We start from the raw sequence: 26,050 nt of genomic DNA, 5'->3' as shown, positions 1-26,050 counted from the left end.
GGTGGCGTGTCCGATTGTGACACCTGGGGAGTTGGATGAGGTCCGGTGCCGTCTGGAGGGTTTCGCGGCGGATGTGTTCGAGCCGTTCGCGCGGGCGGATCAGTGTCGGTGGGGCGGGGCGTATCTGTGGGGACTGCTGTTGGACGGGCAGCGGAAGTCGGTGGAGCCGATGGCCGCCCGGCTGGGTGAGGACGGCAACCGCCACGCCCTGGCCCACTTCATCACCACCAGCCCGTGGGATGCGGCGTATGTGCGGGCCCGGCTCGCGTGGAAGATGGTCCCGGCGATCAAACCAACCACGCTGATCATTGATGACACGGGCTTCCTCAGGGACGGCTAGGCGTCGGCCGGTGTGTCGCGGCAGTACACCGGCACCGCCGGCAAGGTGACCAACTGCCAGGTGGGCGTGTCCTTGCACCTGGCCTCGGACACCGCCTCGGCGGCGGTCGACTGGCGCTTGTTCCTCCCCGGGAACTGGGATCCGGCCTCGCCGCAGGCCGATCCGGCCAAGACGGCCCGCCGTGAGCGGTACGGCATCCCGCCAAGCCGGGGCGGGCAGCCGGAGGGCTACTGCCACCGGCAGATGATGGACGCTGTCCGCTGCGTGGTCGACAACGGCGACAACGGCATCAAGTGGCGGGCGATGCCGGCAGACCTTCCCGCGTGGGACCGCGTCTACGCCTTCGCGCGGCGGTCGCGCGCGGGGCCTGCTGGCCGAGTTCCACGACCGGCTGCGCGGCCTGGTCCGCGAGGACGCCGGCCGTGATCCGGAGCCGACCGCCGCGGTGATCGACGCGCAGTCCCTGCGTGCGGCGGCCACGGTGCCGGCGTCCTCACGCGGCGGCGACCGGCAGGCCAACGCCGCCCTGCACCGGATCGTGCAGACCCGCCTGCGCTTCGACCCGCGCGCCCAGGAGCACTACGAACGCCGCATCAAGGAGCGCAAGACCCGACGCGAAATCGTCCGATGCCTCAAGCGCCACGCTGCCCGCGAGGTGTTCCATCTGGTCAGACCCGCACAGCCGTGACCCCCGTCATCGGGGCAGTCGTGATACATGAGAGGGTCTGACGGGTGAGCAAGACACCACCGAACACCCTGCAATACCGCTTTGACGGGCCAGAAGACGCACCGGTCCTGGTCCTGGGCCCCTCTCTCGGTACTTCATGGCACATGTGGGACCGGCAGATACCGGAGCTCTCCCAGCACTGGCGGATCTTCCGCTTCGACCTGCCGGGCCACGGCGGCGCCCTCGCCCACCCGGCCACCGCCGTCGGTGAACTCTCCGACCGGCTGCTGGCCACCCTCGACGGTCTCGGTGTCCAGCGCTTCGGGTACGCGGGCTGTTCCATCGGCGGCGCGATCGGCGCCGACCTCGCGCTGCGCCATCCGCACCGGGTCGCCTCGCTGGCCCTGGTCGCCGCCTCGCCCCGGTTCGGCAGCGCCGACGAGTTCCGGCAGCGCGGGGTGGTCGTCCGCACCAACGGCCTGGATCCGTTGGCCCGCAGTGCGCCGGAACGCTGGTTCACCCCCGGCTTCGCCGCCGCCCAGGCCGCGATCGTCGAGTGGTCCGTCCAGATGGTCCGCACCACCGACCCCGGCTGTTACATCGCCGCCTGCGAAGCGCTCGCCGTCTTCGACATCCGTACCGAGCTCAGCCGCATCGGCGTCCCGACCCTCGTGCTGGTCGGCGCCGAGGACCGGGTCACCGGGCCCGCCGAGGCCCGGACTCTGGTCGCGGGCATACCGGACGCCCGGCTCGCCCTCGTCCCCGGAGCCTCGCACCTCGCCCCGGTCGAGCAGCCCGCCGCCGTCACCGAGCTGCTCGTCACCCACTTCTCGACGAGCTGGCAGGACACCCTCGCCGCCATCCCCGTCCCGGGCGCCGGCCCCGCGCTCTCCGCCCCCGTGCTGCCCATCGCGGAGATCGCCCCCGCCACGGATCAGCCGGAGGCCGTGACCAGCGGCCGCGCCGACCCGTACGAACCGGGCACGAGGGTACGCCGTGAGGTGCTCGGCGACGCCCATGTCGACCGGGTCATGGCCGCCTCCGACGAGTTCACCGGCGAGTTCCAGGAGCTCGTCACGCGCTACGCCTGGGGGGAGACCTGGACCCGCGAGGGCCTGGACCGCCGCACCCGCAGCTGCATCACGCTCACCGCGCTGGTCACCTCCGGCCATCTGGAGAGCCTGGCCGCGCATATCAGGGCCGCCCTGCGCAACGGGCTGACCCCCGCGGAGATCAAGGAGGTGCTGCTGCAGACCGCCGTCTACTGCGGCATACCGGCCGCGGGCGCCGCGTTCACGATCGCCCAGACCGTGATTCAGGAAGAAACGAGGCCCCGCCCGTAGCAGGATGGGGACCATGAACGCTGCGAACCCCGTGCACCTGACCCTGACGAAGAAGACGCACTCCTGCATCCGCCTGGAGAAGGGCGGGCGGACGCTTGTCATCGACCCGGGCGGATTCTCGGAGGAGGACGCGGCACTCGGCGCCGACGTGCTGCTGGTGACGCACGAGCACCCCGACCACTTCGACGAGAACCGGCTGCGGGCCGGTCTGGAGGCCAATCCGGCCGCGCAGATCTGGACCCTGCGCAGCGTCGCCGATCAGCTCTCCGCGGCGTTCCCGGGGCGCGTCCACACCGTCGGGCACGGGGACACGTTCTCCGCGGCCGGCTTCGACGTACAGGTGCACGGCGAACTGCACGCGGTGATCCACCCCGACATCCCGCAGATCACCAACATCGGCTTCCTGGTGGACGGCTCGCTCTTCCACCCGGGCGACGCGCTCACCGTGCCCGATCATCCCGTCGACACCCTGATGCTCCCGGTGATGGCCCCTTGGAACAAGATCTCCGAGGTCATCGACTACGTACGCGAGGTCAAGCCGCGGCGCGCCATCGACATCCACGACGCGCTGCTCACCGATCTCGCCCGCCCGATCTACGACCGGCAGATCGGCAGCCTCGGCGGCACCGACCACGGCCGGCTGACCCCGGGTGACTCGATCGGCCTGTGACCGGCGCCGGTCCGGCGCCTGTCAGTGGGAGCCGCTAGGTTTACGTACATGCGCATCGCCACGTGGAACGTCAATTCGATCACCGCCCGCCTCCCGCGGCTGCTGGCCTGGCTGGAGAGCACCGGCACGGACGTGCTGTGCATCCAGGAGACCAAGTGCGCGGCCGAGCAGTTCCCGGCGGACGAGCTGCGCGAGCTCGGCTACGAGTCCGCGGTCAACGCCACGGGCCGGTGGAACGGGGTCGCGCTGGTCTCCCGGGCCGGCCTGGCCGACGTCGTCACGGGGCTGCCCGGCGGCCCCGATTACGAGGGCGTGCAGGAGCCCCGGGCGATCTCGGCGACCTGCGGCCCGGTCCGTCTCTGGTCGGTGTACGTGCCGAACGGCCGCGAGGTCGCCCACGAGCACTACGCCTACAAGCTGCGCTGGTTCGAGGCCCTGCAGAAGGCGGTCGCCCCCGACGCCGCGGGCTCCCAGCCGTTCGCGGTCCTCGGCGACTTCAACGTGGCGCCGACCGACGAGGACGTCTGGGACCCCGCCCTGTTCGAGGGCGCCACGCATGTCACCCCCGCCGAGCGCGCCGCCCTCGCCACCCTCCGCGCGGAGGGCCTCGCGGACGTGATGCCGCGCCCGCTCAAGTACGACCGCCCGTACACCTTCTGGGACTACCGCGAGCTGCGCTTCCCGAAGAACAAGGGCATGCGGATCGACCTGGTCTACGGCAACGCCCCCTTCACGGCGGCGGTCAAGGACAGCTATGTGGACCGCGAGGAGCGCAAGGGCAAGGGCGCGTCCGACCATGCGCCGGTGGTCGTCGATCTGGATCTGTGACCGCTGTCCGGTGACGTCCCGCTGGTCCTGGCGCACAATGGCGCCTTGATCAGCAACGTCCTGGGGGGACCATGCAGACGCGTGCCCGTGCTCTTGCAGCCACCGGTGCCGCCGCCCTGCTCCTCGTGCTCACCGGATGCGGCGGCGACGCGCCCGCCAAGGCCGACCCGAAGGCGTGCAGGGCCGTCATGGAGAAACGGTTCGTGGAGAACACGGCCGACGGCACCGTCCCGCCGGAGTGCAAGGGTGTCGACACCGAGGTCGTGGCGGGCTTTGTCGAGGACATCTTCAACGCCCATATCGGCGACGCGACCCGGGACGCCGTCAAACAGCTGGAGGACGAACAGGGCGACGGCATGAAGGTGACGGTCGAAGACCCGCCGACCCCCAGTCCCTGATTGTCCCGTCCGGGGGATCCGGACCTACGACGCCTCCAGCTGCGGCGCATGGGCCCGGACCGCGTCGAGCACCTGCCGCTTGGACGGGTTGACCATCGCGTGCCCCGCCACGGACACCGTCGGAACGGTCTCGTTCCCGTCGGCGACCGAGCGGACGAACGCCGCCGCCTCGGGATCCCGCCAGATGTCCACCTCGGTGTAGGTGAGGCGGCTGAACCGGAGCCGCAGGCGGAGCTTCATGCAGTACGGGCAGCCGGGCCGCCAGTAGACGACCATGCCGTCGCGGTCCTCGGTCATGCGCTTCCCCCTGTTCGCCCACTTACGAGTATCAATGTCAGTGGTGGCCGATACGGTGATCCCTGTCATTGTCCCGCTTGCCGACTGCTCGCGAAGGGTCGGACCGCCCCGTCCGTTCAGCGCCGGACGGGGCGTCGTATGCGGACCACGCCGCGGTCGCGCCGAGCGCCAGGACCATCAGCAGCGCACTCACCCACAGCGGCGACCGGAAGCCGAACCCCGCACCGATCGTGATGCCGCCGAGCCAAGGCCCCAGCGCGCCGCCCACGTTGAAGGCGGCCGTGGAGAACGAGCCGGCCAGCGTCGGCGCACCGGACGCCGACTGGAGCACCCGCGAGATCAGCGCTGTTCCGGTGCCGAACGCGAGCATGCCCTGGACCAGGACGAGCGCGACGACCGCGACCGGGCTCCCCGCGGTCAGTGCGAGCGCGGCCCAGCCGGCGGTGAGCGCCACGAGCCCGGCGGTAGTGACGGCGACCGGTCGCGCATCGACGATCCGGCCCGCGACGGTGACACCCAGGAACGAGCCGACCCCGAACAGCGCGAGCACGGCAGGCACCCACCCGGCGCCGACCCCCGTGACCCGGGTGACCAGCGGCTCCAGATAGGAGAACGCGCAGAAGGTCGCGCCCTGCACGAGCGCGCTCGTCAGCAGGGTGAGAGCGAGCCGCGGCTCGGTCAGGGACCGCAGTTCGGCACGCCCGCCCACCGCGTGGGACTCGGCCCGCTCGCCGGGGATCGTCCTGGCGATCACCGCAAGGGCCGGTACGGAGACGAGGGCGACGGCCCAGAACGCGGCGCGCCACCCCCAGTGCCCGCCCAGCACCGCACCGGCGGGCACCCCCGCGACACAGGCGACGGTGACACCGCCGACCACGACCGACGCGGCGCGAGCCCGGGCGCCGGGTCCGGCCACGGAGACCGCGGTCACCAGCGCAACGGCCCAGAAGCCCGCGTTCGCCAGCGCTCCGACGACCCGTGTCGCCAGCAGCACGCCGTAGCCGGGTGTGACCGCGCCCATGACATGGACGGCGGTGAAGACGGAGAGGAAGAACAGCAGCGCGCGACGCCGGGGCCAGTTCCGGCTGAGGAGCGCCATCGCAGGTGCGCCGACCACCATCCCGACCGCGAACGCCGACGTCAGCAGGCCGGCGGCCGGGATGGATACGTGCAGGTCGTCGGCGATGTCTGAGACCAGACCGGACAACATGAACTCGGAGGTGCCCTGGGCGAAGACGGCGAGCCCGAGCGCGTAGACAGCAAATGGCATGAAGGAACCCCATGGGCAGACTGATGGACGGACCAGGCAGGGGTGTGGGCCGCGCCCGGCCGACAGGTCGAGTGGCAACGCGGAAGAGCGTCAAGCCTGTTCACGGACGTGACGCGACAACGCGGCAGGCAGCCGGCGTGGTCGGGAATCTGCGCGCGAGCGCATACGGGGAAGCGCAGCCCACACTGCGGTGGTCCTGCGGCGGCAGCCGGACAGAAGCGATCCTCCGGCCTGACCGGCCGTGCGGGATCGACTCGACAGCGGGTCAGCCACCGGCGGGACCGGTGGCTAGAGTCTGTTCGCCTCGGGGCTGGACATGATGGCGAACGTACCAGTCCGGATCACTCCGTCTCCACCCCTTCAAAGAGAATGGCCTGCACACGTACCTGGCTACGCGAGTACGACGACCTCGGCGATCTGCCGGCCCGTCCGGCTCCGTCCACGGTGCTGGACATCGTGTTCGGCATGCTCTGGTACCGCGTCCTGGCCACCCGCCGGCCGGTCGACAGCGAACTCGCCGACGAGCTGCTGGCCATCCTCGCGCCGGACCTGGGCCCCGGCCCGCCGTCCGACGGCCGGGTTGGGCGGGTGTGACGGCCTGCCTGGCGGTTGCGGGCAGCGCGCGCGGCGGTGCACGGGTGGGCGTGCGCACCTGGTTCAGCACTCGAACGACAGGCCGCGCGCCCTGTGGTGCGTAACCGGGCCGGGATGCGACCCTGAGTGGTATGAACATCCCCTTCTTGGACAACTGGCGTAAGCGTCACGACGGCAGGCACGGAGCGGGCCTCGCGGCCGCCGTCGAGGCCGACCCGGACGGCGTGGCCGAGCTGCTCGCCGAATGCGAGCTGCTGCGTGTCCGAGCGGGGCAGCGAGGGCTCGAACTCGACGACACTCCGGCCTCGTTGACGGCGCTCGACCAACTGCCGCCCCGCTGGCGGGACGACCCCGAGGAGCTGCCCTGGCTGGGTAACGACGCCGGGCTGTACCTCGGCACCGTCCTGGTGCGGAACGTCCCCGGTGCCGTCTGGCGCATCTGGCCCAGCGGGCAGCCGGTGGTGCGGCTCGCCTCCGGGCGGGAGATCGATGTCGTCGAGGCCGGGCTCGACTGGGCGATGGCCGGCAGCCCTGAGCTCTCGCAGGTGTACGCGGAGTCAGCCGAAGGCTAGGGGAACTCCGAAGCCTAATAAAACGCCTTATACCCCATTTATGCGTGTCGGGTACGAAGTCCCTTGCCGGGATGGATAGTTTGCGCTGACCTCGACACAGCGATAAGTGGGTAGGGCAGCGTATGGCCGTCGATCCGTTGATCGAGCTGCGGGACGTCAATAAGTACTACGGAAAGTTGCACGTACTGCAGGACATCAATCTCACCGTCGGCCGCGGGGAGGTGGTGGTGGTCATCGGCCCCTCCGGCTCGGGCAAATCGACGCTCTGCCGGACCATCAACAGGCTCGAGACGATCGAGTCGGGCTACATCGCCATCGACGGCAGGCCCCTCCCGGAGGAGGGCAAGGGACTCGCGGAGCTGCGGGCCGAAGTCGGGATGGTCTTCCAGTCCTTCAATCTCTTCGCGCACAAGACCGTGCTGGCCAATGTCTCGCTCGCCCAGCTCAAGGTCCGCAAGCGCAAGAAAGACCAGTGCGACCTGCGGTCCCGGGAGCTGCTGGAGCGGGTCGGGCTCGCCTCCCAGGCGGACAAGTACCCCGCCCAGCTCTCCGGCGGTCAGCAGCAGCGGGTGGCCATCGCCCGCGCCCTCGCCATGGACCCCAAGGCCCTCCTCTTCGACGAGCCGACCTCGGCGCTCGACCCGGAGATGATCAACGAGGTGCTGGAGGTCATGCAGCAGCTGGCCCGGGACGGCATGACCATGGTCGTCGTCACCCACGAGATGGGGTTCGCCCGGTCCGCGGCCAACCGCGTGGTCTTCATGGCCGACGGCCGCATCGTCGAGGACCGCACCCCGGAGGCCTTCTTCACCGCCCCGGAGACCGACCGGGCCAAGGACTTCCTGTCCAAGATCCTCAAGCACTGACGGGAGGCTCCCTGTTGCGTACGAGAAAAATTCTGGCCGCCTGCGCGGGCCTGCTGCTGGCCGTCCTCGCCGCCGGCTGCGGGAAGGAGGGCAGCCCCCCGGTGAAGGGGCCCAAGCCAGGCCAGCTGCCGGTCTACAAGGTCGACACCCGTTTCCGCCTGCCCGGATCGAAGACCTGGACCAAGGCCAAGAAGCGTGGTTATCTCCGGGTCGGGGCCAAGGAGGACCAGCCCTATCTCGGCGAGAAGGACCCGGCCACGGGTATCTACTCCGGATTCGACATCGAGATCGCCCGGATGATGTCGGCCTCGCTCGGCTTCGACCCGAAGACGATCCGCTTCATGACGATCGCCTCCGCCAACCGCGAGACCGCGCTGCAGAACGGGCAGATCGACTACTACGTCGGCACCTACACCATCAACGACCTGCGCAAGAAGCTCGTCGGGTTCGCCGGGCCGTATTTCATGGCAGGCCAGTCCCTGCTCGTCCGCACGGACGAGCACGACATCAACGGCCCACAGGACCTGGCCGGCAGGACCGTCTGCTCGGCCGCGGGCTCGACCCCGTACCAGCGCGTCGCGGCCGACTACCCGAAGGCGATCCTGGTCGCGTACGACACGTACTCGATCTGCGTCGACAACCTGCTGACGTACCAGGTCGACGCCGTCACCACCGACGACGCCATCCTGCTGGGCTTCGCGGCCAAGGCGCCCAAGGAGCTGAAGGTGGTCGGCAAGCCGTTCTCCGAGGAGCCGTACGGCATCGGCGTCCCGCGCAGTGACAACGCGCTCCGGTTCGCGCTCAACGACGCCCTTGAGGCCAACGAGAAGAACGGCAACTGGAAGAAGGCGTTCGAGGCCACGCTCGGCCTGTCCGGAGTGCCCGCGCCGACTCCGCCGCCCATCGACCGCTACCCGGCGACCTGAGGGGACGGGCACGACCATGGACGTACTCACACAGAACTTCGCGCTCTACGCCAAAGGCTTCCTCGGCACCCTCGAACTCACCGTCTACGCCTCGATCCTGGCGTTGGTCCTCGGCTTCGTCATGGCCTCGTTCCGAGTGGCGCCCGTCGGCTCGCTGCGGGTATTCGGCACCGTCTGGGTGACGGTGCTGCGCAACACCCCGCTGACCCTGCTCTTCTTCGCCGTCCTGCTCGGTCTGCCGCGCTTCGGTCTGGTCCTGCCGTTCAAGGTCTTCGCGATCCTCGCACTCGGCTGCTACACCTCCGCGTTCATCTGCGAGGTGCTCCGCTCCGGCATCAACACCGTGCCGCAGGGGCAGGGCGAGGCGGCCCGCAGTCTCGGAATGACCTTCGGACAGACGCTGGGCAACGTGGTGCTGCCGCAGGCGTTCCGATCGGTGATCCCACCGATCGGTTCGACGCTCATCGCCCTCGCCAAGAACTCGGCGATCGCGGGGGCGTTCAGCGTCATCGAACTGCTCGGCACCTACAAGACCCTCAACGAGCTGGGCTACAGCATCATCTGGACCTTCGTCTGGATCGCCGTCGGCTACCTGATCATCACGTTGTCCATCAGCGCGCTCTTCAACGTGCTGGAGAAGCGCTACGGAGTGGCCCGATGACCCACACGCCGGCCGCCACCGCGCTCTACGACATCCCGGGCCCACGGACCCGTAAACGCCACTTCGTGTACGGAATCGCCTCGACGGCCCTGATCATTGCCCTGGTCGGCTGGGTCATCTATCTGCTCTTCGAGACGGAGCAGTTCACCAGCGCCAAGTGGACACCCTTCGAGTACAAGGGCATCCAGGAACTCCTGCTGCGCGGACTCGGCAACACACTCAAGGCTTTCGCCTACGCGGCGGTGCTCTCACTGGTCCTCGGGGCGGTCCTGGCCGTCGGCCGCCTCTCCGAACACCGGGCGGTGCGCTGGCTGGCCACGCTCGTCGTGGAGTTCTTCCGGGCCATGCCCGTCCTGGTGATGATCTTCTTCATCTTCGTGGCGCTGAAGGTGCAGCCGCTGCCCGCGCTGGTCGCCGGACTGACCCTCTACAACGGCTCGGTGCTCGCCGAGGTGTTCCGTACCGGCATCAACTCGGTGGAGCGTGGCCAGCGCGAGGCCGCGTACGCACTGGGGATGCGCAAGACGCAGGTCATGACCTTCGTGCTGGCCCCCCAGGCGGTCCGCGCCATGCTGCCCACCATCATCAGTCAGTTGGTGGTGGCCCTGAAGGACACCTCGCTCGGCTATCTGATCACGTACGAGGAGTTCCTCCACGCGGGCAAACTCATCGCGTCCAACCTCGACTACGATCTTCCCTTCATCCCCGTGGTGATGGTGATCTCGCCGATCTACATCGGGATGTGCATGCTGCTCTCCTGGTTCGCCACCTGGGTGGCCAAGCGGGAGCGGCGCAGTCCGAAGACGGAGGCCGTGGAAGTCGCACCGGCCGAACCAGGAACGCTGCTGCCGGGAGTGCAGTAGCCCGGGACCGGCCGTACGGCGGTCCGGAGGAGCGGTACCCGCCCGGCAGCAGCCGGTGATCACTTCTCGCGCAATGGGACGGACCGGTACGAGGGGTCCGCGCCCGGCGAGGAGAAGGTCAGCTGTGCGCCGGCAGGGTTGTGCTCGATGTACAGGGGGTCGACGGTGGGGTCAGCTGAGCGCGCTCTTCGCCTGCCAGTCGGTCCAGGACACATTCCACGCCCCGTAGCCGTTGCCCTCCGCGACCGTCCCCTTGGCGTCCGCGCCGGTGATCTCGAACGGGTCGCCGACCTGGGCCTTCCGGTACAGCTCCGCGGCGTTCGCATCGCTCATTCCCACGCAGCCGGAACTGTGGTTGGCGACCCCGAAGTACGCGGCGTTCCACGGCGCGGCATGGGCGTACATCCCCGACCAGGTCAGCCGCATCGACGAGTCGACCATCTTGTCGTACGCATCGCCCAGACCGACCGTCTCGGAGCGCATGTTGATCGTGCCCTCCTTCGCCATCAGTACGGCGGTGCCCCGCCAGGACGCCTTCTGGCCGCCCGGGGTGCCCGCCGACATCGGCACGTCCATGACCGTCGTCCCGTCCCGGTGCAGCGCCAGCCGGTGACGGTCGAGGTCGACCTTGACCACCTGGTTGCGGCCGATGGTGAAGGTCGTCCGGTAGTCGCGCACGAACCAGCCGCCGGCCGTTCCGGAGTCGATGCCGTTGAGGCCGGCGTCGAGCGTGACGCGGGTACCGGACTTCCAGTAGTCCTTGGGCCGCCAGTCGACGCGGTCCTTGCCGGAGTAGTCCTGCAGCCAGCCCCAGGAACCCTCGGTGTTGTCCGACGTGGACACCTTGAGTGCCTTCTCGACCGCCGCCTTGTCCTTCACCGGGTTGTCGAAGACGATCGACAGCGGCTGGGCGATGCCGACCGTGGTGTTCTTGCCGGGGGCGAGCGTCAGCTTGTTGACCTTGTCGGCCTCGGCTGTCGAGAAGCCGGCGCGGTCCGTGCCACCCCTGCTGTCCGTCGCCTCGACGCTGTACTCGGTGCCGGGTGCGGCGACCCGGTCCGAGGTCCAGCTGCGGCCGTCGCCGGATATCCGGCCGGTGAGCGCGTCGCCCTCGGCGGCGGTCACCTTCACCGTCTTCAGCTTTCCGTCAGCCAGCGTCACCTTCACCGGCTTGCCCGCGGGGGCCCCGGTGCCCTGGAGGTTCACCGAGATCCTGGTGTCCGGAGCCTGAGAGGTCCCGGCGGCGTGACCGGAACCGGCGTCCGAGGCGGCAGCGCCGCCGGAGCAGGCGGTCAGGGCGGCGCCGAGCACCGCTGTTCCGGCTATCAGGGTGAGCCGGGCCGGGCGGGCCAGGGGTGCGGTACGGCGTATGTGCCGGCGTGCAGAGGACAACGAAAAACCTCCAGGGCTGTGCTTCTCACCGGTGGAGAGGCATTCACCAGACTTTAGGTTTCTCGAATCCCTGACAAACCATGGATTCCGTTGTGTGACAAGGAATGGAGCGCAACGGTCATCGTTTCGTCACATGCGCCGCTCGGACCCGTCATGGACCGCTGTGAGCATCCTGTGCAGCCCCGCCGAGCCGAGTGGAGGGGCGGGACCAGGGGAGGGCCACGGACATGTCAGCGCTGCTCGCGACCGGTGACCGCAGAGGTGAACAGGGGATGCGGATACGCAGCCTCACCGCCGCCGAGCACCGGGCGGGTGTGACCGCGCGGCCCGGGGCGAGCTTTCTGCAGTATCCGTCCTGGGCCGGAGTGAAGGACCGATGGACGTCGGAAATGGTCGGATGGCACGGCGCCGACGGCGAATTGGCCGGCAGTGCCCTGGTCCTCTACCGGCAATTCCCGGGCACCCGTAAATACTTTGCCTATCTGCCGGAAGGGCCCGTGGCCGACTGGGCCGATCCGGAGATCGACCGCTGGCTGCGGCCGCTGATGGCGCATCTGCGGAAGGCGGGCGCCTTCGCCGTACGGATGGGGCCGTCACCGGCGTACCGCCGCTGGGACACCGCCCGGCTCAAGGCGGCCACCGGACCCGGCCGGAAGGTCCGCGATGTGCTGGCGGCCGAGGTGGACCCGCTCGGCACAGCAGTCGCCGACCGGCTCAGAGCGCGCGGCTGGCGACGGTGCGGCGGGGACGGCGACGCGGGCAACGACGCCGACGCGCAGCCACGCTACGTCTTCCAGGTGCCGCTCGCCGGACGCACCCCTGACGGCCTGTGGGCGGGGCTCAACCAGGAATGGCGCCGCAACATCCGCAAGGCCGAGAAGTCCGGTGTCCGGATCGTTGTCGGCGGCGCGGCGGAACTGCCCGAGTTCCACCGGCTGCTGCGGATCACCGAGGAGCGCGACGGCTTCCGGCTCGGCCGTTCCCTCGCGTACTTCCAGCGGCAGTACGCCGTGCTCAACGCCGAACAGCCCGGCCGGATGCAGCTCTATCTCGCCGTCCACGAGGGCGAGATCCTCGCCGCGCACACCATGATCAGCGCCGGGCGGCAGGTCTGGTACCAGACGGGCGCGTCCGCCGACCACCGGCGCGAGGTCCGCCCCAGCAACGCCCTCCAGTGGCGGATGATGCTCGATGCGCACGCCCTCGGCGCCGAGCTGTACGACATGCGCGGGGTACCCTCCACCCTTGACCCCGACGACCGCTCCTTCGGACTGCTGCGCTGGAAGCTCGGCACCGGCGGGCAGGTCGTCGAGACCCTCGGGGAGTGGGAGACACCGGTGGGCGGAGCCGCCAACAACACGCTGTACAGGGCGTTCCAGGCCTACCTGGCCCGCCGGTGACCGCCGCGCGGACGACCGGGCCGGTCGTGCACGAGGGGCCGGAGGGACGGCAGAAGCCGGGCTCGGTGCTGCGCAGCGGCGCCGTCATGGCCGCGGGCTCGATCGTCTCGCGGGCGACCGGGTTCATACGCTCGGCGGTCGTTGTCGCCGCTCTCGGTACCGGACTCACGGCCGACGGCTACACGGTCGCCAACACCGTCCCCAACATCCTCTACATGCTCCTGATCGGCGGGGCCCTCAACGCCGTGTTCGTCCCGGAGCTGGTGCGGGCCGCCCGGGAACACAGCGACGGCGGCGCCGCGTACACCGACCGGCTGCTCACCGTCTGCACGGTCGGCCTCGTCGCCCTCACCGCGCTCGCGGTCGTCGGCGCCCCGCTGATCGTCGGCACCTACACGGACTACTCCGGGGAGCAGGCGGAGCTCACGATCGCGCTGGCCCGCTACTGCCTGCCGCAGATCCTCTTCTACGGGCTCTTCACCCTCCTCGGCCAAGTACTGAACGCCCGGAACCGGTTCGGCGCGATGATGTGGACACCCGTCCTCAACAACGTGGTCATCATTGCGGTGTTCGGGCTCTATCTGGCGGCCGTGGCAGGTTCCGGCGGGGAGTTGACCGCCACCCACGCCCGGCTGCTGGGCTGGGGGACGACCGCCGGGATCGTCGTGCAGACGCTGGCCCTGGTGCCCGCGCTGCGGGCCGCGGAGTTCCGCTGGCGGCCCCGGTTCGACTGGCGGGGGAGCGGTCTGACCCGCCCGCTGCGGTCGGCCGGCTGGCTCGTCATGCTGGTCCTGGCGAACCAGGGCGCCTATTGGGTGGTGACCCGGCTCTCCACCATCACCGGACAGCACGCCGTCGAGCAGGGGGTGGTGGGCGGCGCGGGCTACACCGCGTACAGCTACGCCTTTCAGCTGTGGGTGGTGCCGCAGGGCATCGTGACCGTCTCGCTGGTCACGGCGCTGATGCCGCGGATGAGCCGGGCGGCGGCCGACGGCGACCTTGCCGGGGTGCGCCGCGATGTCTCGTACGCGCTGCGGACCACAGCCGCGGTGGTGGTGCCCGCGGCGGGTGCGTTCTTCGCGCTGGCGCCGTGGGTGATGGGGGCCGTGTTCGGATACGGACGGACCGGCGACGCCGACATCGCGGTGATGGCGGGGATGATGATGGCGTTCGCGCCGGGGCTCATCGCGTACTCCGGGCAGTACGTGCTGTCCCGTGGGTTCTACGCGATGAGCGACACCCGTACGCCGTTCTTCCTGAACCTGGTGATCGCGGCGCTCAACGCCGGGCTGTCGGCGCTCGCCTATCTGACGCTGCCTGCGCGGTGGGCGGTGACGGGGATGGCGGGGGCGTACTCGGTGGCGCTCTTCGCGGGTTTCGCGGTCACGGGGTATGTGCTGCATCGCCGGGTGTCTCAAGGCGCCGGGGGAACGCGGCCGGTGCTGTGGCGCTCGGCCGGACTGTGGGCGCATGCGCGGCTGGTGGTGGCCTGTGTGCCGGCGGGGGCGCTGGCGTACGGGGTGGCCCGGGCGTGCGACGGGTTCGGGGACTTCGCGGCCGCGGGGGCGGGTACGGCAGTGCTGCTGGGGGTGGTGGGGGTGTTGGCCAGGCCGCTGCGGTTGAGCGAGGTCAGTGCCGTGGTGGCTGCGGGGCGCGCGCGGATCCGGGGGGTCGGGGGCCGGTGAGAGGGTGCCGCTCGCGTCCGGCCGCCGATCCGTTTCTCCATGGCCGGACGGGCTTGATGATGTGCCGGACAGGTTCGATCGTGATCATTGGGATACTGGTGCCATGCCACGTGTGCTCCTGATCGAGGACGACCCCTCCGTACGGGAAGGGGTCGAGCTCGGGCTGCGTCGGCGCGGGCATGAACTGCGGGCCGTGGAGAGCGGGGAGGCGGGACTCGATGCGCTGGCGGAGTTCCGGCCCGATCTCGTCCTGCTGGATCTGATGCTGCCCGGCATGAACGGCGTCCAGGTCTGCCGTCGCATCAGGGAGTCCAGCCAGCTGCCGATCATCATGCTCACGGCACGCGGCGACGACTTCGACGTGGTCGTCGGGCTGGAGGCCGGGGCCGACGACTACATCGTCAAACCCGCCCGTACCGAGGTGATCGAGGCCAGGATCCGGGCCGTGCTGCGACGGCTCGCCGAGCCCGTCGGGCGCAGCGGCATCGAGTTCCACGGGGAACTCGCCGTCGACCGCGCCGGGCTGTCCGTCGCCAAGGCGGGGGAGCGCCTCCTGCTCGCCCCCTCCGAACTGAAGCTGCTGCTGCACCTGTCGGCCTCGCCCGAGCAGGTCTTCAGCAGGCAGCAACTCCTCGAATACGTGTGGGAGCACAGCTACCACGGCGACGCGAGACTCGTCGACGCCTGTGTGCGGCGGCTGCGGCAGAAGATCGAGGACGTGGCGGGCAGCCCTCGCTACATCCAGACCGTTCGCGGCTTCGGCTACCGGTTCGGGCCGCTCGCATGAGGCTTTTCGCCGCCCGGTTCGGCCTGCGCACCCGCCTCATATCCGCGTTTCTGCTGGTCGCGGCGATCAGCGCGGTCACCACCGCGACCCTGACCTACCGCGAGGCCCGGTCCGCGATCCTTCAACAGGCGCAGGACACGGCGGTCGCCCAGTTCCGCGACCGGATCACCGCACAGGCAATGCCCCTGCCGGTCGACGCGACCCGGCTGCTGACGATATGCCGGACCCTCGCCCGCGAGGGCAAGCCGCACACCTGGATCGTCTTCGCCGAATACGCGGACCTGAGGGTCTCGTCCTCGGACCGGCCCGTCTCCAACGTGATCACACCCGAACTTCGTGCCGCGGCCCGCAACAGCGCGCACGCGTCGTTCCAACGGGTCGTCAAGGACGGCAAACCCTGGCTGACGATCGGGATGCCCGCGATGTTCGACCGCGGCGAGGGGCGCCAGCCCACCGGGCTCGTCCTCTATGCCGTGATGCCGCTCCGTACGGAGGAGGCCAACATCAGCGCCATGGTTGCCGCGGCCCGCGACGGCGCCCTGCCCGCCCTTCTCATCGCGCTGGTGCCCGCTCTGCTCGCCGCCCGCAGTGTGCTGCGCCCGGTACGTGATCTGCGGCGGGCCGCCGCCGGTATCGGCCGTGGCGAGCTCGACACCCGCATCGAGGTGAAGGGCTCGGACGAACTCGCTGATCTGGCCTGGACGTTCAACGAATCGTCCACCAAGCTCCAGCAGTCCGTGGAGGAGCTTCGGCGGGCGGAGGAACGGGCCAGGCGTTTCGCCTCCGACGTCTCGCACGAGCTGCGCACCCCGCTCGCCGGGATGCTTGCCGTCACCGAGGTTCTGGACGAGGACGCCGCGCACCTGAACGCCGACACCGCGGCAGCCGTGCGGCTGATCAGCGCGGAGACCGGGAAGCTGGCCACACTGGTCGAGGACCTGATGGAGATCTCCCGCTTCGACGCGAAGGTCGCAGACCTCCATCCCGACGAGGTCGATGTCGCCGAGACGATCCGCAAGACCCTGCAGAGCAGACGCTGGGAGGACCGCGTCGGCACCGAACTCCCGGACGGGATACGCGCGGTGCTCGACCCGCGCCGTTTCGACGTGATCGTCGCCAACCTGGTCGGCAACGCGCTGCGGCACGGCGCCGAGCCGGTCTCCGTACGGATGTGGACCGAGCGGCGGGACGGGAAGGACCGGGTGGTGACTGAGGTCGCGGACAGCGGTCCCGGGATCGACGCAGCCGTGCTGCCGCACATCTTCGACCGGTTCTACAAGGCCGACGCGGCACGTACCCGGTCGGCGGGGAGCGGACTCGGTCTGGCGATCACGCAGGAGAACGTTTGGCTGCACGGTGGCACGGTCCACGCCGCCAACATTCCGTCCGGCGGTGCGGTGTTCACCGTCGAGCTGCCACGGGAGGGGGTGTGAGGCGGCTGCGCGCCCTGGTCGCACTGCTGGCGTTCGCGCTGGCGGCGACCGGGTGTGGCATCCGGGCCACGGACGTGGTCGAGGTCGGCGATCCGGCGACCGTGGACGTGGCGCCGGGGAGCGGGGAGGGCACGCTGCTGTACTTCATCTCCTCGTCCGCCCCGGGCATGCTGCTGCCCGTCGTACGGCAGATCGACATACCGGCGCAGACCACCTCCTCGGGTACGGGGGATCTGAAGAGCTCGTCGGGCAAGGCGCTCGTCCTGCTCTTCGGCGGCCCCTCCAGAGCGGAGAGGGACGCCGGAATGACGACGGAACTCCCCCAGACCCACGTTGGGTTGAGCCTGAAGGTGACTCGGAGCGGGGTGCTGGTCCGACTGGACGGCCCCGTCACCGGCCTTTCCGGACTCGCTCAGCAGCAGCTGATCTGCACGGCGGTTCACTCCGGCGTGCCCGAGCCGGGTGCGGCGGTGACGGTGTCCGGCACCGATGGCTCCGTCGGGCCCGCCCACTGCAACGTCTGACCACCCGCGGGCGGACTCGGGGACGAGCCCGTCGGGCCGGGTGCGATCCGGCCGGGGCCCGGAGCCGCCGTCCGGTCGTCGCTGGTGAACATCACCTCGGCGATCTTCGCCACCGGCATGCTCTGGACGGACAGCAGAATCATCTGGGCCCGCCGCCAGGTCACCACCGACCCGGTGCCCCTGCGGATGATTCGCAGCAGCCGCCGACCCTCGTCATCATCGATCTCGCGTACACACACTCGTTCTGCCACCCGCACACGGTGGCCGTCGCCCGCCGCCCGGAGAAGGACCCCGGACGGCGCGTCACATCACGACAGGGCAAACGTTGCCTGATCCGGCACTAGCCTGCGCCGACGCGGCCGGATTTCGCTCGGGCCGCGTCCCTGGCGTGCGAGGATTCCGCACCATGCGACCACTGACTGACGAGGACCCGTCACATCTCGGCCCCTACTGGCTGCTCGGCCGGCTGGGGGCGGGAGGTATGGGGCGGGTCTATCTGGCGCGGCACCGTGACGAGACGGGCCACGGTCTGGTCGCGGTGAAGACGATCAGGGCGGAGATCGCCGAACACCCCACCTTCCGGGCCAGGTTCGCCCGTGAGGTGCGTGCGGCTCGTCGGGTCGGGCATGTGTGGACGGCGCCGGTCCTCGATGCGGACACCGTCGGGACTCCCCCGTGGATCGCCACCGCCTACATCGCCGGTCCCACCTTGCAGGCCGTGGTGGACGGTGGTTTCGGGCCCCTGCCCTCGGCGTCCGCCCATGTACTCGCCCATCGGATGGCTCTGGCCCTCACCGCCATCCACCGTGCGGGGATCGTTCACCGAGATCTCAAGCCGTCCAACGTGCTGCTCACCGCGGCGGGGCCCAGGGTCATCGACTTCGGTATCGCCCGCGCCCTGGAGGGGACCGACGCCGACACGCTCTCCTCGACCGGTGCCGGGCCGGGTTCCCCCCGGTACATGGCACCCGAGCAGGTGCGCGGCCAGCAGGTCACCACGGCCGGTGACGTGTTCTCCCTGGGCTCCGTCCTGGCGTACGCGGCGACCGGCCGGACCCCGTTCGGGGACGGGGAGTCCGGGATCCACGCCCTGCTCTTCCGTATCGCCTACGAGGAGCCGGACCTCACCGGGATTCCGGAGTCGGTGGCCGACCTGGTGAGGGACTGCCTGGCGAAGGATCCGGCGGAGCGGCCGAGCACGACGCAGGTCGTCGAGCGGACACGGACCGCACCCGAGGGTGCGTGGCTGCCGCCGTCCCTGCTCGCCCGGGTGCACCGGTTCGCGGCGGAGCCGGTCCCTGCCGTGGCCTCACGCGATGAGGATCGGGCGGGCCCCGGCCCGGCGGTGCTCTCCGTCCACACGTCCGAGCCGTCCGCGAACCGGGACATGGGGCCGGAACCGGGCGTGGTGCACCTCTCCTCCCCGCCCGCCGAGTGCGGAACACGCACGGCCGTCACCCGGGAGCCCGCGCCGAAGCGCCGGCACGGGCGCGTCGTGGCCGCCGTGCTGACCGCCGGGGTACTGGTGGCAGTAGCAGGTGCGTACGGCCTCTGGGGCGGGGAGGACTCCCCCCGGGAGCACACCCTCGACGCGGCCGGCCCGGGCACCGACTTCTCGGGGGCGTGGATGACGGGGCGCGGCGAGGACGTTCCCCTGTTCGTGATGCGCCTGGACATACCCCGGCGTATCACCTCCGCGCACGGGGTACAGGTCGTGGCGGCCACGGGTGACGGCATCTGCCGGGGCAGCGCGGTCGCCACGTCCAGGAGTGAGAAGGCGCTGGTGCTCTCCGAGTTCACGATGGGGGCGGCCGGCTCGGGCCCGGCACGGACCTGCGGAGTGCCGCGCAGCATGCGCCTGGAAGCCGGGCCGGACGGCTCGATGGCCTGGGTGGAGGGCAGCACCTCGACCGACGTGGAGTACGTGGAGCCGGGAGCCGTGCAGGTGCCCGCCGTGATGCGCGGGGTCTGGCAGGACGGGAACGGACTGCGGATCACCTTTGGTGAAGGCGGACTCGGGTTGGTCTCGGTCACCGGTGAACTGGTCGCAGGCGCCCGTACGTGCCGCTGGGAGGCCGCCCTTCTCTCCTACGAGGACGGGGTGCTGCGGACGACCGGCGCTCAACCGGTCGCCCGCGCGCCGAAGTGTCAGGCGTCGCGGGGCACCTACGACTACCAACTGGTTGACCGGGACCCCAACGTCCTCGTGCGGTCCTCCTTCTCGGAGTCGCTCACCACCACACTCCACCGCATGAGGTGAGGCGCCGTTCGCGGTGGTCGCCCGCGCCCCGGCCGCCTGCTCACGAGGGCTGCCTGTCCTGACGAGACGTAGGAGGCGGAGTACCCTGCGCGGACGATCCTTCACTGGAGGTGCGCATGCGACGTTCCGTCGCGCGGAATGTGTCATTGTTGGGTGTTCTCGCTGCTGTCGTCTCGGTCGGGGCGGCCGCACCGCCCTCGTCCACACCGCCGATATCGCCGCCCCCCAAGTCGCCCGTCGCCGTGGGCTACGGCGGCGCCGTCGCCAGCGTCGACGCGGACGCCACGGCCGCCGGGATCGAGGTGCTCCGCAAGGGCGGCAACGCCGTGGACGCCGCCGTGGCGACCGCGGCAGCGCTCGGCGTGACGGAGCCGTACTCGGCGGGCCTGGGCGGGGGTGGCTACTTCGTCTACTACAACGCCAAAAAGCACACCGTGGAGACCATCGACGGCCGCGAGACCGCGCCGCGCAGCGCGGACTCCTCCCTCTTCCTGGAGGACGGCAAGCCCCTCGCCTTCACGGACGCCGTCACCAGTGGTCTGGGCGTCGGCACGCCCGGTACCCCGGCCACCTGGGCCACCGCGCTCGACGCCTGGGGCAGCAAGCCATTGAGCGGGCTGCTGAAGCCGGCCGAGCGGCTCGCCAGGGACGGCTTCGTCGTCGACTCCACATTCCGTTCGCAGACCGAGGGGAACCAGGCCCGGTTCGCCGACTTCCCGGACACCGCGAAGCTCTTCCTGCCGGGCGGGCAACTGCCCGTGGTCGGCTCCGTCTTCAAGAACCCCGACCTTGCGCGTACGTACGAGAAGGTGGGCCGCGACGGCATCGACGAGCTGTACCGCGGCGACCTGGCCGACGACGTCGTCCGGACCGTCCGCAAGCCGCCCGTCGACCCGAAGGCGAGCCGGGTCGTGCGCCCCGGTGATCTCACGGCGAAGGACCTGCGCTCCTACCGTGCCCTGCGGCAGGCCCCGACCAAGGTCGGCTACCGGGGGCTCGACGTGTACGGCATCGCGCCGTCCTCGTCCGGTGGTACGAGCGTGGGCGAGGCGCTCAACATCCTTGAGAACACTGATCTTTCGCGGGCGAGCGAGGCCCAGTATCTGCACCGCTACATCGAGGCGAGCCGGATCGCGTTCGCGGACCGCGGGCGGTGGGTCGGCGACCCGGCCTTCGAGGACGTACCGACGCGCGGACTGCTGAGTCAGCGGTTCGCCGACTCGAGGGAGTGCCTGATCAAGGACGACGCGGTGCTGACCAGCCCGCTCGCCCCCGGCGACCCGCGCCATCCAGCCGACTGTGCGAACCGTGGAACGGCCGCCCCGACGACGTACGAGGGGGAGAACACCACACATCTGACGGCCGCCGACAAGTGGGGCAACGTCGTCGCGTACACCCTGACCATCGAGCAGACCGGCGGCAGCGCCATCACGGTTCCGGGGCGCGGCTATCTGCTCAACAACGAGCTGACGGACTTCTCGTTCGCGCCCGCCAACCCGGCGGTGCACGAACCGAATCTGCCCGGTCCGGGCAAGCGGCCGCGGTCGTCGATCTCGCCGACGATCGTGCTGAAGCACGGGCAGCCGGTACTGGCCCTGGGGTCGCCGGGCGGCGCGACGATCATCACCACGGTGCTGCAGTCACTCATCGGCACGGTCGACCGCGGTCTTCCGCTCGTCGATGCGATCGCGGCGCCACGCGCCAGTCAGCGCAACTCACCGACGACCGAGCTCGAACCCGCACTGTGGAACAGTCCGCTGCGGGCGGAACTGGAGTCGCTCGGCCATGCCTTCAAGCTGAACCCGGAGATCGGGGCGGCCACCGGTGTGCAGCGGCTGCCGGACGGGAGGTGGCTCGCGGCGGCGGAGAAGGTGCGGCGCGGCGGCGGATCCGCGATGGTCGTGACGCCGAGCGACTGAAGCTGATCATGCGTCAATAAAATGAGCCACGGGGCTGGTTCGGGGCCGGCAGGCGGCAACGGACCGGCCCTGTGGCCGTGACGGGGGCATGGGTACGGGTTGTTCAGAGGGCGGTGAGGACGCGGGGCCCCTCGTCCGTGATCGCCACCGTGTGCTCGGCGTGCGCCGCCCGGCTGCCGTCGGAGGTGCGCAGCGTCCAGCCGTCCCGGTCCGGATGGAACGCGTCATGCCCGCTGCCGATCAGCATCGGCTCGATCGCCAGCACCATTCCGTGCCGCAACGGCATGCCACGGCCCGGTCGTCCCTCGTTGGGGACGGCCGGGTCCTCGTGCATGGAGCGGCCCACGCCGTGGCCGCCGAACCCTTCCGGAATGCCGTATCCGGCCGTCCGGCAGACCGTTCCGATCGCGTGTGCGATGTCCCCGATCCGGTTGCCGACGACCGCCGCCGCGATCCCCGCGTCCAGTGCGGCGAACGCCGTGTCGATCAGCCGGGTGTCCGCGGGCCGGGCGCGGCCGACGGTGAAGCTGACGGCCGAGTCGCCGACCCAGCCGCCGAGCGTCGCGCCCGCGTCGATGCTCACCAGATCGCCGTCGCGCAGCCGCTGGTCGGTCGGGATGCCGTGCACGATCGCGTCGTTGACGGACGCGCAGATCACCGCGGGGAACGGGGTGGGTGCGAAGTGCGGCCGGTAGTTCAGGAACGGCGACCCGGCGCCCGCCTCGCGCAGTACTCCGCGCGCCACCTCGTCGAGTTCGCGCAGCGACACACCGACCGCCGCCGCTTCCCGTACGGCTGTCAGGAGCTGGGCCACGACCCGCCCGGCCTCGCGCATCGCCTCTATGGATGTATCCGTCTTGAGTTGCACCATGCCAATTACTATACCGATCGAAGCGGTATGAGAATAACGGCGGTATGAGAATAACGGTGGCAGTAGAATGGCGGCATGGTACGAACGCCTCTCACTCCGCAAGAGCGCCTTCGCGGCGAACGGCTCGGTCGTCTGCTCCGCGAGGCGCGAGGCGCGCGCAGCATGGTTGAGATCGCCGCGAGCGCCGGAATCTCCGCCGAGACGCTGCGCAAGATCGAGACCGGTCGCGCCCCGACCCCCGCGTTCTTCACCGTTGCGGCACTGGCCGGCGCGCTCGGCCTCTCCATGGACGATCTGCTGATCCGCTGCGCCGAGGAACCGGACGCGGCCGTCTGGCTGGCCGGGTAGCACCGGGTGGCGCCGCTCGACACGGCCTGCGCGCGGACCCGGGAGCATCTTCCGGAGCTGGTGAGCGCGCGCGAGGCATACGCGTCCGGTCGCGGGCATCGCGGGTGCGCCCGGCTGACCCGCGGAAACCTGTCGACGATCTCCAGCCCGGCGATGGCCCGCAGCACGTCGAGGAGGCGCCGGCGGAGACCGGGGCGGCGACGGCCGGCAGGGCGCTGTCCTTGAACACCGTTACGACGAGCACCACGGCCACGGCGTGGAGCACTGTCCACGAGCCGATCACCCGTACCTGCTTCCTGCCGGGCGGGATCTGTCGGCGTGGCATCTGCTCTCCCCTGGGGAGGGAGGAGAGAGTGTGAACCGCACGGGTGCGAAACATGATCGACTCGGCCGGTTCACGGCGATGGTCTTGCCCCGCCGTGTGGCGGGGCTTACGTTCTCCTCCTGTGTACCGAATCTACGTGCGTAGAAAACGCGTAGAGGCTCTCTGACGCCGCGTCGAAGGAGCAGCTCATGTCCCACGTCGTACGCGCCGCACTCGTCCAGGCGACCTGGACCGGCGACACCGAATCCATGATCGCCAAGCATGAGGAACATGCTCGCGAGGCCGCCCGGCAGGGGGCGAAGATCATCGGCTTCCAGGAGGTGTTCAACGCCCCCTACTTCTGCCAGGTGCAGGAGCCCGAACACTACCGCTGGGCCGAGGCCGTCCCGGACGGGCCGACCGTCCGGCGGATGCGGGAGCTCGCCCGCGAGACGGGCATGGTGATCGTCGTGCCGGTCTTCGAGATCGAGCAGTCCGGCTTCTACTTCAACACCGCCGCGGTGATCGACGCCGACGGCTCGTACCTTGGCAAGTACCGCAAGCACCACATCCCGCAGGTCAAGGGGTTCTGGGAGAAGTACTACTTCAAGCCCGGAAATGCCGGCTGGCCGGTCTTCGACACCGCCGTCGGCAAGGTCGGTGTCTATATCTGCTACGACCGGCACTTCCCCGAGGGCTGGCGTCAACTCGGGCTTAACGGGGCCCAGTTGGTGTACAACCCGTCCGCGACCTCGCGCGGCCTCTCCAGCTACCTCTGGCAGCTGGAACAGCCCGCGTCCGCCGTGGCCAACGAGTACTTCGTCGCCGCGATCAACCGCGTCGGCCAGGAGGAGTACGGCGACAACGACTTCTACGGAACCAGTTACTTCGTCGACCCGCGCGGCCAGTTCGTCGGGGAGGTGGCCAGCGACAAGGAGGAGGAACTCCTCGTCCGCGACCTCGACTTCGGTCTCATCGAGGAAGTGCGCCAGCAGTGGGCGTTCTACCGGGACCGCCGCCCCGACGCGTACGAGGGACTGGTGGAGCCGTGAGCAGTCTCCACCACCGCCACCTCGCCGTCAGCCCCGAATGGCTCGCGCTCTACTACCGGCACCCCCTGGAGCTCACCCACGGCGAGGGCCGCCATGTGTGGGACGCGGACGGCAACCGCTACCTCGACTTCTTCGGCGGCATCCTCACCACGATGACCGCTCACGCGCTGCCCGAGGTGACGAAGGCGGTCACCGAGCAGGCCGGGCGGATCATCCACACCTCGACGCTGTACCTCAACCGGCCGATGGTCGAACTCGCCGAGCGCATCGCCACACTCTCCGGCATCCCCGACGCCCGGGTCTTCTTCACCACTTCGGGCACCGAGGCCAACGACACGGCGCTGCTGCTCGCCACCACGTACCGCAGGTCGAACCAGATCCTCGCGATGCGCAACAGCTACCACGGCAGGTCGTTCTCGGCCGTCGCCATCACCGGCAACAAGGCCTGGTCGCCGACGAGTCTGTCCCCGCTGCAGACGCTGTACATCCACGGCGGGGTCCGGACCCGCGGCCCGTACGCGGAACTCAGCGACGCACAGTTCATCAAGGCGTGCGTGGCCGACCTGGAGGATCTGCTCGGGCACACCCGTGACGCCGCTGCGCTGATCGCCGAACCCATCCAGGGTGTCGGCGGATTCACCTCCCCGCCCGACGGCCTGTTCGCGGCGTTCCGCGAAGTGCTGAGCCGGCACGGCATCCTGTGGATCTCCGACGAGGTGCAGACCGGCTGGGGCCGTACCGGCGAACACTTCTGGGGCTGGCAGGCACACGACCGGAACGGCCCGCCGGACATCCTCACCTTCGCCAAGGGCATCGGCAACGGCATGTCGATCGGCGGCGTCGTGGCCCGCGCCGACGTCATGAACTGCCTGGACGCCAACTCCATTTCGACGTTCGGCGGCTCGCCGGTCACCATGGCTGCCGGCCTCGCCAACCTCTCGTACCTCCTGGAGCACGACCTCCAGCGCAACGCGCGACGCGTCGGCGGACTGCTCATCGAGCGGCTGCGGGCGATCGTCGCGGGCTCGGAGTGCGTACGGGAGGTGCGCGGCCGGGGCCTGATGATCGGCATCGAGCTGGTGAAGCCCGGCACCGACGAGGCCAACCCGGAGGCGGCAACCGCGGTGCTCGAAGCGGCACGCGAGGGCGGGCTGCTCATCGGCAAGGGGGGCGGACACAACACCAGCGTGCTCCGGATCGCCCCGCCGCTGTCGCTGTCCATCGCCGAGGCGGAGGAGGGCGCGGAGATCCTCGCCGCCGCACTGCACGCGGTGGGGTGAGGCGAGGGTGTGTGCCGGCGGGCCGGTCGTGCCTGTGCGACTGGACCGCCACCACGCCCCCGCCCACCGGTTCAGGAGCTGCGCCCGGGGGCCCGCAGACGCGCACTGACACGGTGACCCGGCGGGGGAGGAGCGCGGCCGGACCCCGCGGAGGCGCGGGGTCCGGCCGGTCGGTCGGGGTGGCTCGGTCAGCCCGGCCGACCGGGCGGGTTCATTTGAGGTCAAGTGGCGTGGGCGTGGTGTGACCGGGCAGTCGCGATCGGCCGCATGACGGCGACGCGACTACGGCATGGACTGCCTCGCCTCGCGCTGGTGGGGGATCGTGACCGGCGTCGCTCCCGGCTGCACGGTCACGGTGCGCAAGACCGCCAGGGGCGGGGGGCAACCCGCGTCGATCGTCGGCACGCCCACCGTCGGGCGGGGCAGCGGCCGACGTCCGCACGGCGACCCACTGCCGAGCCAGGATTGTCTCCCCCGCGACTCGCGTTCGAGGAGTTATT

Annotated in this window: 25 protein-coding genes and 2 pseudogenes; 22 read left to right on the top strand and 5 right to left on the bottom strand. The window is 70.2% G+C overall.

Annotation, left to right across the window (positions count from 1 at the left end; genetic code table 11):
• Positions 1-16: 16 nt before the first annotated feature.
• The 6 genes and pseudogenes from OH809_RS08195 to OH809_RS08170 form a co-directional block, all read left to right on the top strand.
• Positions 17-848: pseudogene (locus OH809_RS08195) on the top strand (transposase); the annotation flags it as partial.
• Positions 786-1,028, top strand: coding sequence for a hypothetical protein (locus OH809_RS08190; RefSeq protein WP_406425498.1), 243 nt, complete (start codon positions 786-788; stop codon positions 1,026-1,028). The pseudogene OH809_RS08195 and the gene OH809_RS08190, both read left to right, overlap by 63 nt.
• 44 nt (positions 1,029-1,072) lie before the next feature.
• Entirely contained in the window at positions 1,073-2,350 is a 1,278-nt protein-coding gene (locus OH809_RS08185) for an alpha/beta fold hydrolase (RefSeq protein WP_406423040.1), read from the top strand.
• Between the two features lie 13 nt (positions 2,351-2,363).
• Positions 2,364-3,020 (top strand): MBL fold metallo-hydrolase, encoded by a 657-nt coding sequence (locus OH809_RS08180; protein ID WP_406514970.1) that lies wholly within the window; start codon positions 2,364-2,366, stop codon positions 3,018-3,020.
• 48 nt (positions 3,021-3,068) lie between these two features.
• The gene (locus OH809_RS08175; RefSeq protein WP_406423042.1) at positions 3,069-3,848 is read left to right on the top strand and encodes an exodeoxyribonuclease III; all 780 of its coding nucleotides are present in this window, start codon (positions 3,069-3,071) and stop codon (positions 3,846-3,848) included.
• A gap of 71 nt (positions 3,849-3,919) precedes the next feature.
• Positions 3,920-4,246, top strand: a complete 327-nt coding sequence (locus tag OH809_RS08170; protein WP_406423043.1) for a hypothetical protein — start codon at positions 3,920-3,922, stop codon at positions 4,244-4,246.
• 24 nt (positions 4,247-4,270) lie between these two features.
• Here OH809_RS08170 and OH809_RS08165 read toward each other — a convergent pair whose 3' ends face one another.
• Positions 4,271-4,543 (bottom strand): mycoredoxin, encoded by a 273-nt coding sequence (locus OH809_RS08165; protein WP_406423044.1) that lies wholly within the window; start codon positions 4,541-4,543, stop codon positions 4,271-4,273.
• Positions 4,544-4,580: 37 nt separating this feature from the next.
• Positions 4,581-5,813 carry a Cmx/CmrA family chloramphenicol efflux MFS transporter gene (locus OH809_RS08160; protein WP_406423045.1) on the bottom strand — a complete coding sequence of 411 codons (1,233 nt, stop codon included), beginning with the start codon at positions 5,811-5,813 and terminating at the stop codon, positions 4,581-4,583.
• A gap of 369 nt (positions 5,814-6,182) precedes the next feature.
• Here OH809_RS08160 and OH809_RS08155 point away from each other — a divergent pair, with 369 nt between their 5' ends.
• The 6 genes from OH809_RS08155 (at position 6,183) to OH809_RS08130 (ending at position 10,295) form a co-directional block, all read left to right on the top strand.
• On the top strand, positions 6,183-6,407 hold the full coding sequence (locus tag OH809_RS08155) for a TetR-like C-terminal domain-containing protein (protein ID WP_406423046.1): 225 nt from the start codon (positions 6,183-6,185) through the stop codon (positions 6,405-6,407).
• A gap of 131 nt (positions 6,408-6,538) precedes the next feature.
• Positions 6,539-6,979 carry a DUF6278 family protein gene (locus OH809_RS08150; protein ID WP_406423047.1) on the top strand — a complete coding sequence of 147 codons (441 nt, stop codon included), beginning with the start codon at positions 6,539-6,541 and terminating at the stop codon, positions 6,977-6,979.
• A gap of 122 nt (positions 6,980-7,101) precedes the next feature.
• Positions 7,102-7,845, top strand: a complete 744-nt coding sequence (locus tag OH809_RS08145; RefSeq protein WP_266979813.1) for an amino acid ABC transporter ATP-binding protein — start codon at positions 7,102-7,104, stop codon at positions 7,843-7,845.
• A 14-nt stretch (positions 7,846-7,859) separates the two neighbouring features.
• Complete coding sequence (locus tag OH809_RS08140) at positions 7,860-8,771, top strand: glutamate ABC transporter substrate-binding protein (RefSeq protein WP_406423048.1); 912 nt, start codon at positions 7,860-7,862, stop codon at positions 8,769-8,771.
• A gap of 16 nt (positions 8,772-8,787) precedes the next feature.
• Positions 8,788-9,432, top strand: a complete 645-nt coding sequence (locus OH809_RS08135) for an amino acid ABC transporter permease (protein WP_406423049.1) — start codon at positions 8,788-8,790, stop codon at positions 9,430-9,432.
• Positions 9,429-10,295: an amino acid ABC transporter permease gene (locus OH809_RS08130; protein WP_406423050.1), complete on the top strand. Its 867-nt coding sequence runs from the start codon at positions 9,429-9,431 to the stop codon at positions 10,293-10,295. The genes OH809_RS08135 and OH809_RS08130 overlap by 4 nt, the downstream gene beginning before the upstream one ends.
• Before the next feature lie 171 nt (positions 10,296-10,466).
• On the opposite strand, the gene OH809_RS08125 is transcribed toward OH809_RS08130, so the two are convergent.
• Positions 10,467-11,687: an Ig-like domain-containing protein gene (locus OH809_RS08125; RefSeq protein ID WP_406423051.1), complete on the bottom strand. Its 1,221-nt coding sequence runs from the start codon at positions 11,685-11,687 to the stop codon at positions 10,467-10,469.
• A gap of 227 nt (positions 11,688-11,914) precedes the next feature.
• Here OH809_RS08125 and OH809_RS08120 point away from each other — a divergent pair, with 227 nt between their 5' ends.
• The 5 genes from OH809_RS08120 (at position 11,915) to OH809_RS08100 (ending at position 17,516) form a co-directional block, all read left to right on the top strand.
• A complete protein-coding gene (locus OH809_RS08120; protein WP_406423052.1) occupies positions 11,915-13,087 on the top strand; it encodes a lipid II:glycine glycyltransferase FemX in 1,173 nt (390 codons plus the stop codon).
• Complete coding sequence (murJ, locus tag OH809_RS08115) at positions 13,084-14,772, top strand: murein biosynthesis integral membrane protein MurJ (RefSeq protein WP_406423053.1); 1,689 nt, start codon at positions 13,084-13,086, stop codon at positions 14,770-14,772. The genes OH809_RS08120 and murJ overlap by 4 nt, the downstream gene beginning before the upstream one ends.
• Positions 14,773-14,875: 103 nt before the next feature.
• A complete protein-coding gene (locus OH809_RS08110; RefSeq protein WP_406423054.1) occupies positions 14,876-15,559 on the top strand; it encodes a response regulator in 684 nt (227 codons plus the stop codon).
• On the top strand, positions 15,556-16,992 hold the full coding sequence (locus tag OH809_RS08105) for an ATP-binding protein (protein WP_406423055.1): 1,437 nt from the start codon (positions 15,556-15,558) through the stop codon (positions 16,990-16,992). The genes OH809_RS08110 and OH809_RS08105 overlap by 4 nt, the downstream gene beginning before the upstream one ends.
• A complete protein-coding gene (locus OH809_RS08100) occupies positions 16,989-17,516 on the top strand; it encodes a hypothetical protein (protein ID WP_406423056.1) in 528 nt (175 codons plus the stop codon). Before OH809_RS08105 ends, OH809_RS08100 begins: the two co-directional genes overlap by 4 nt.
• 71 nt (positions 17,517-17,587) lie before the next feature.
• On the opposite strand, the pseudogene OH809_RS08095 reads toward OH809_RS08100, so the two are convergent.
• Positions 17,588-17,767, bottom strand: a pseudogene (locus tag OH809_RS08095) (IS630 family transposase); the annotation flags it as partial.
• A 155-nt stretch (positions 17,768-17,922) separates the two neighbouring features.
• On the opposite strand from OH809_RS08095, the gene OH809_RS08090 reads away from it, so the two are divergent.
• On the top strand, positions 17,923-19,776 hold the full coding sequence (locus OH809_RS08090) for a serine/threonine-protein kinase (protein WP_406423057.1): 1,854 nt from the start codon (positions 17,923-17,925) through the stop codon (positions 19,774-19,776).
• Positions 19,777-19,892: 116 nt separating this feature from the next.
• Entirely contained in the window at positions 19,893-21,695 is a 1,803-nt protein-coding gene (gene ggt / locus OH809_RS08085) for a gamma-glutamyltransferase (RefSeq protein ID WP_406423058.1), read from the top strand.
• A gap of 103 nt (positions 21,696-21,798) precedes the next feature.
• Here the strand turns inward: ggt and map are convergent, their stop codons facing one another.
• On the bottom strand, positions 21,799-22,566 hold the full coding sequence (map, locus tag OH809_RS08080) for a type I methionyl aminopeptidase (protein WP_406423059.1): 768 nt from the start codon (positions 22,564-22,566) through the stop codon (positions 21,799-21,801).
• 75 nt (positions 22,567-22,641) lie between these two features.
• On the opposite strand from map, the gene OH809_RS08075 reads away from it, so the two are divergent.
• The 3 genes from OH809_RS08075 (at position 22,642) to OH809_RS08065 (ending at position 25,550) form a co-directional block, all read left to right on the top strand.
• Complete coding sequence (locus tag OH809_RS08075) at positions 22,642-22,914, top strand: helix-turn-helix domain-containing protein (RefSeq protein WP_406423060.1); 273 nt, start codon at positions 22,642-22,644, stop codon at positions 22,912-22,914.
• Between the two features lie 513 nt (positions 22,915-23,427).
• Positions 23,428-24,270 carry a nitrilase-related carbon-nitrogen hydrolase gene (locus tag OH809_RS08070; protein ID WP_406423061.1) on the top strand — a complete coding sequence of 281 codons (843 nt, stop codon included), beginning with the start codon at positions 23,428-23,430 and terminating at the stop codon, positions 24,268-24,270.
• Positions 24,267-25,550, top strand: a complete 1,284-nt coding sequence (locus OH809_RS08065) for an aspartate aminotransferase family protein (protein WP_406423062.1) — start codon at positions 24,267-24,269, stop codon at positions 25,548-25,550. The genes OH809_RS08070 and OH809_RS08065 overlap by 4 nt, the downstream gene beginning before the upstream one ends.
• Positions 25,551-26,050 lie beyond the last annotated feature (500 nt).

Source organism: Streptomyces sp. NBC_00873 (assembly GCF_045207415.1).
Classification (GTDB): domain Bacteria; phylum Actinomycetota; class Actinomycetes; order Streptomycetales; family Streptomycetaceae; genus Streptomyces.
This window is presented reverse-complemented; position numbering and strand designations above follow the sequence as displayed.

What these genes read in the sequence shown, in the direction of transcription:
- OH809_RS08180 (WP_406514970.1), top strand. Translation starts at nt 2,364, where the DNA reads ATGAACGCTGCGAACCCCGTGCACCTGACCCTGACGAAGAAGACGCAC.
- OH809_RS08175 (WP_406423042.1), top strand. Translation starts at nt 3,069, where the DNA reads ATGCGCATCGCCACGTGGAACGTCAATTCGATCACCGCCCGCCTCCCG.
- OH809_RS08170 (WP_406423043.1), top strand. Translation starts at nt 3,920, where the DNA reads ATGCAGACGCGTGCCCGTGCTCTTGCAGCCACCGGTGCCGCCGCCCTG.
- OH809_RS08165 (WP_406423044.1), bottom strand. Translation starts at nt 4,543, where the DNA reads ATGACCGAGGACCGCGACGGCATGGTCGTCTACTGGCGGCCCGGCTGC.
- OH809_RS08160 (WP_406423045.1), bottom strand. Translation starts at nt 5,813, where the DNA reads ATGCCATTTGCTGTCTACGCGCTCGGGCTCGCCGTCTTCGCCCAGGGC.
- OH809_RS08155 (WP_406423046.1), top strand. Translation starts at nt 6,183, where the DNA reads ATGGCCTGCACACGTACCTGGCTACGCGAGTACGACGACCTCGGCGAT.
- OH809_RS08150 (WP_406423047.1), top strand. Translation starts at nt 6,539, where the DNA reads ATGAACATCCCCTTCTTGGACAACTGGCGTAAGCGTCACGACGGCAGG.
- OH809_RS08145 (WP_266979813.1), top strand. Translation starts at nt 7,102, where the DNA reads ATGGCCGTCGATCCGTTGATCGAGCTGCGGGACGTCAATAAGTACTAC.
- OH809_RS08135 (WP_406423049.1), top strand. Translation starts at nt 8,788, where the DNA reads ATGGACGTACTCACACAGAACTTCGCGCTCTACGCCAAAGGCTTCCTC.
- OH809_RS08130 (WP_406423050.1), top strand. Translation starts at nt 9,429, where the DNA reads ATGACCCACACGCCGGCCGCCACCGCGCTCTACGACATCCCGGGCCCA.
- OH809_RS08120 (WP_406423052.1), top strand. Translation starts at nt 11,915, where the DNA reads ATGTCAGCGCTGCTCGCGACCGGTGACCGCAGAGGTGAACAGGGGATG.
- OH809_RS08110 (WP_406423054.1), top strand. Translation starts at nt 14,876, where the DNA reads ATGCCACGTGTGCTCCTGATCGAGGACGACCCCTCCGTACGGGAAGGG.
- OH809_RS08105 (WP_406423055.1), top strand. Translation starts at nt 15,556, where the DNA reads ATGAGGCTTTTCGCCGCCCGGTTCGGCCTGCGCACCCGCCTCATATCC.
- OH809_RS08090 (WP_406423057.1), top strand. Translation starts at nt 17,923, where the DNA reads ATGCGACCACTGACTGACGAGGACCCGTCACATCTCGGCCCCTACTGG.
- ggt (WP_406423058.1), top strand. Translation starts at nt 19,893, where the DNA reads ATGCGACGTTCCGTCGCGCGGAATGTGTCATTGTTGGGTGTTCTCGCT.
- map (WP_406423059.1), bottom strand. Translation starts at nt 22,566, where the DNA reads ATGGTGCAACTCAAGACGGATACATCCATAGAGGCGATGCGCGAGGCC.
- OH809_RS08075 (WP_406423060.1), top strand. Translation starts at nt 22,642, where the DNA reads ATGGTACGAACGCCTCTCACTCCGCAAGAGCGCCTTCGCGGCGAACGG.
- OH809_RS08070 (WP_406423061.1), top strand. Translation starts at nt 23,428, where the DNA reads ATGTCCCACGTCGTACGCGCCGCACTCGTCCAGGCGACCTGGACCGGC.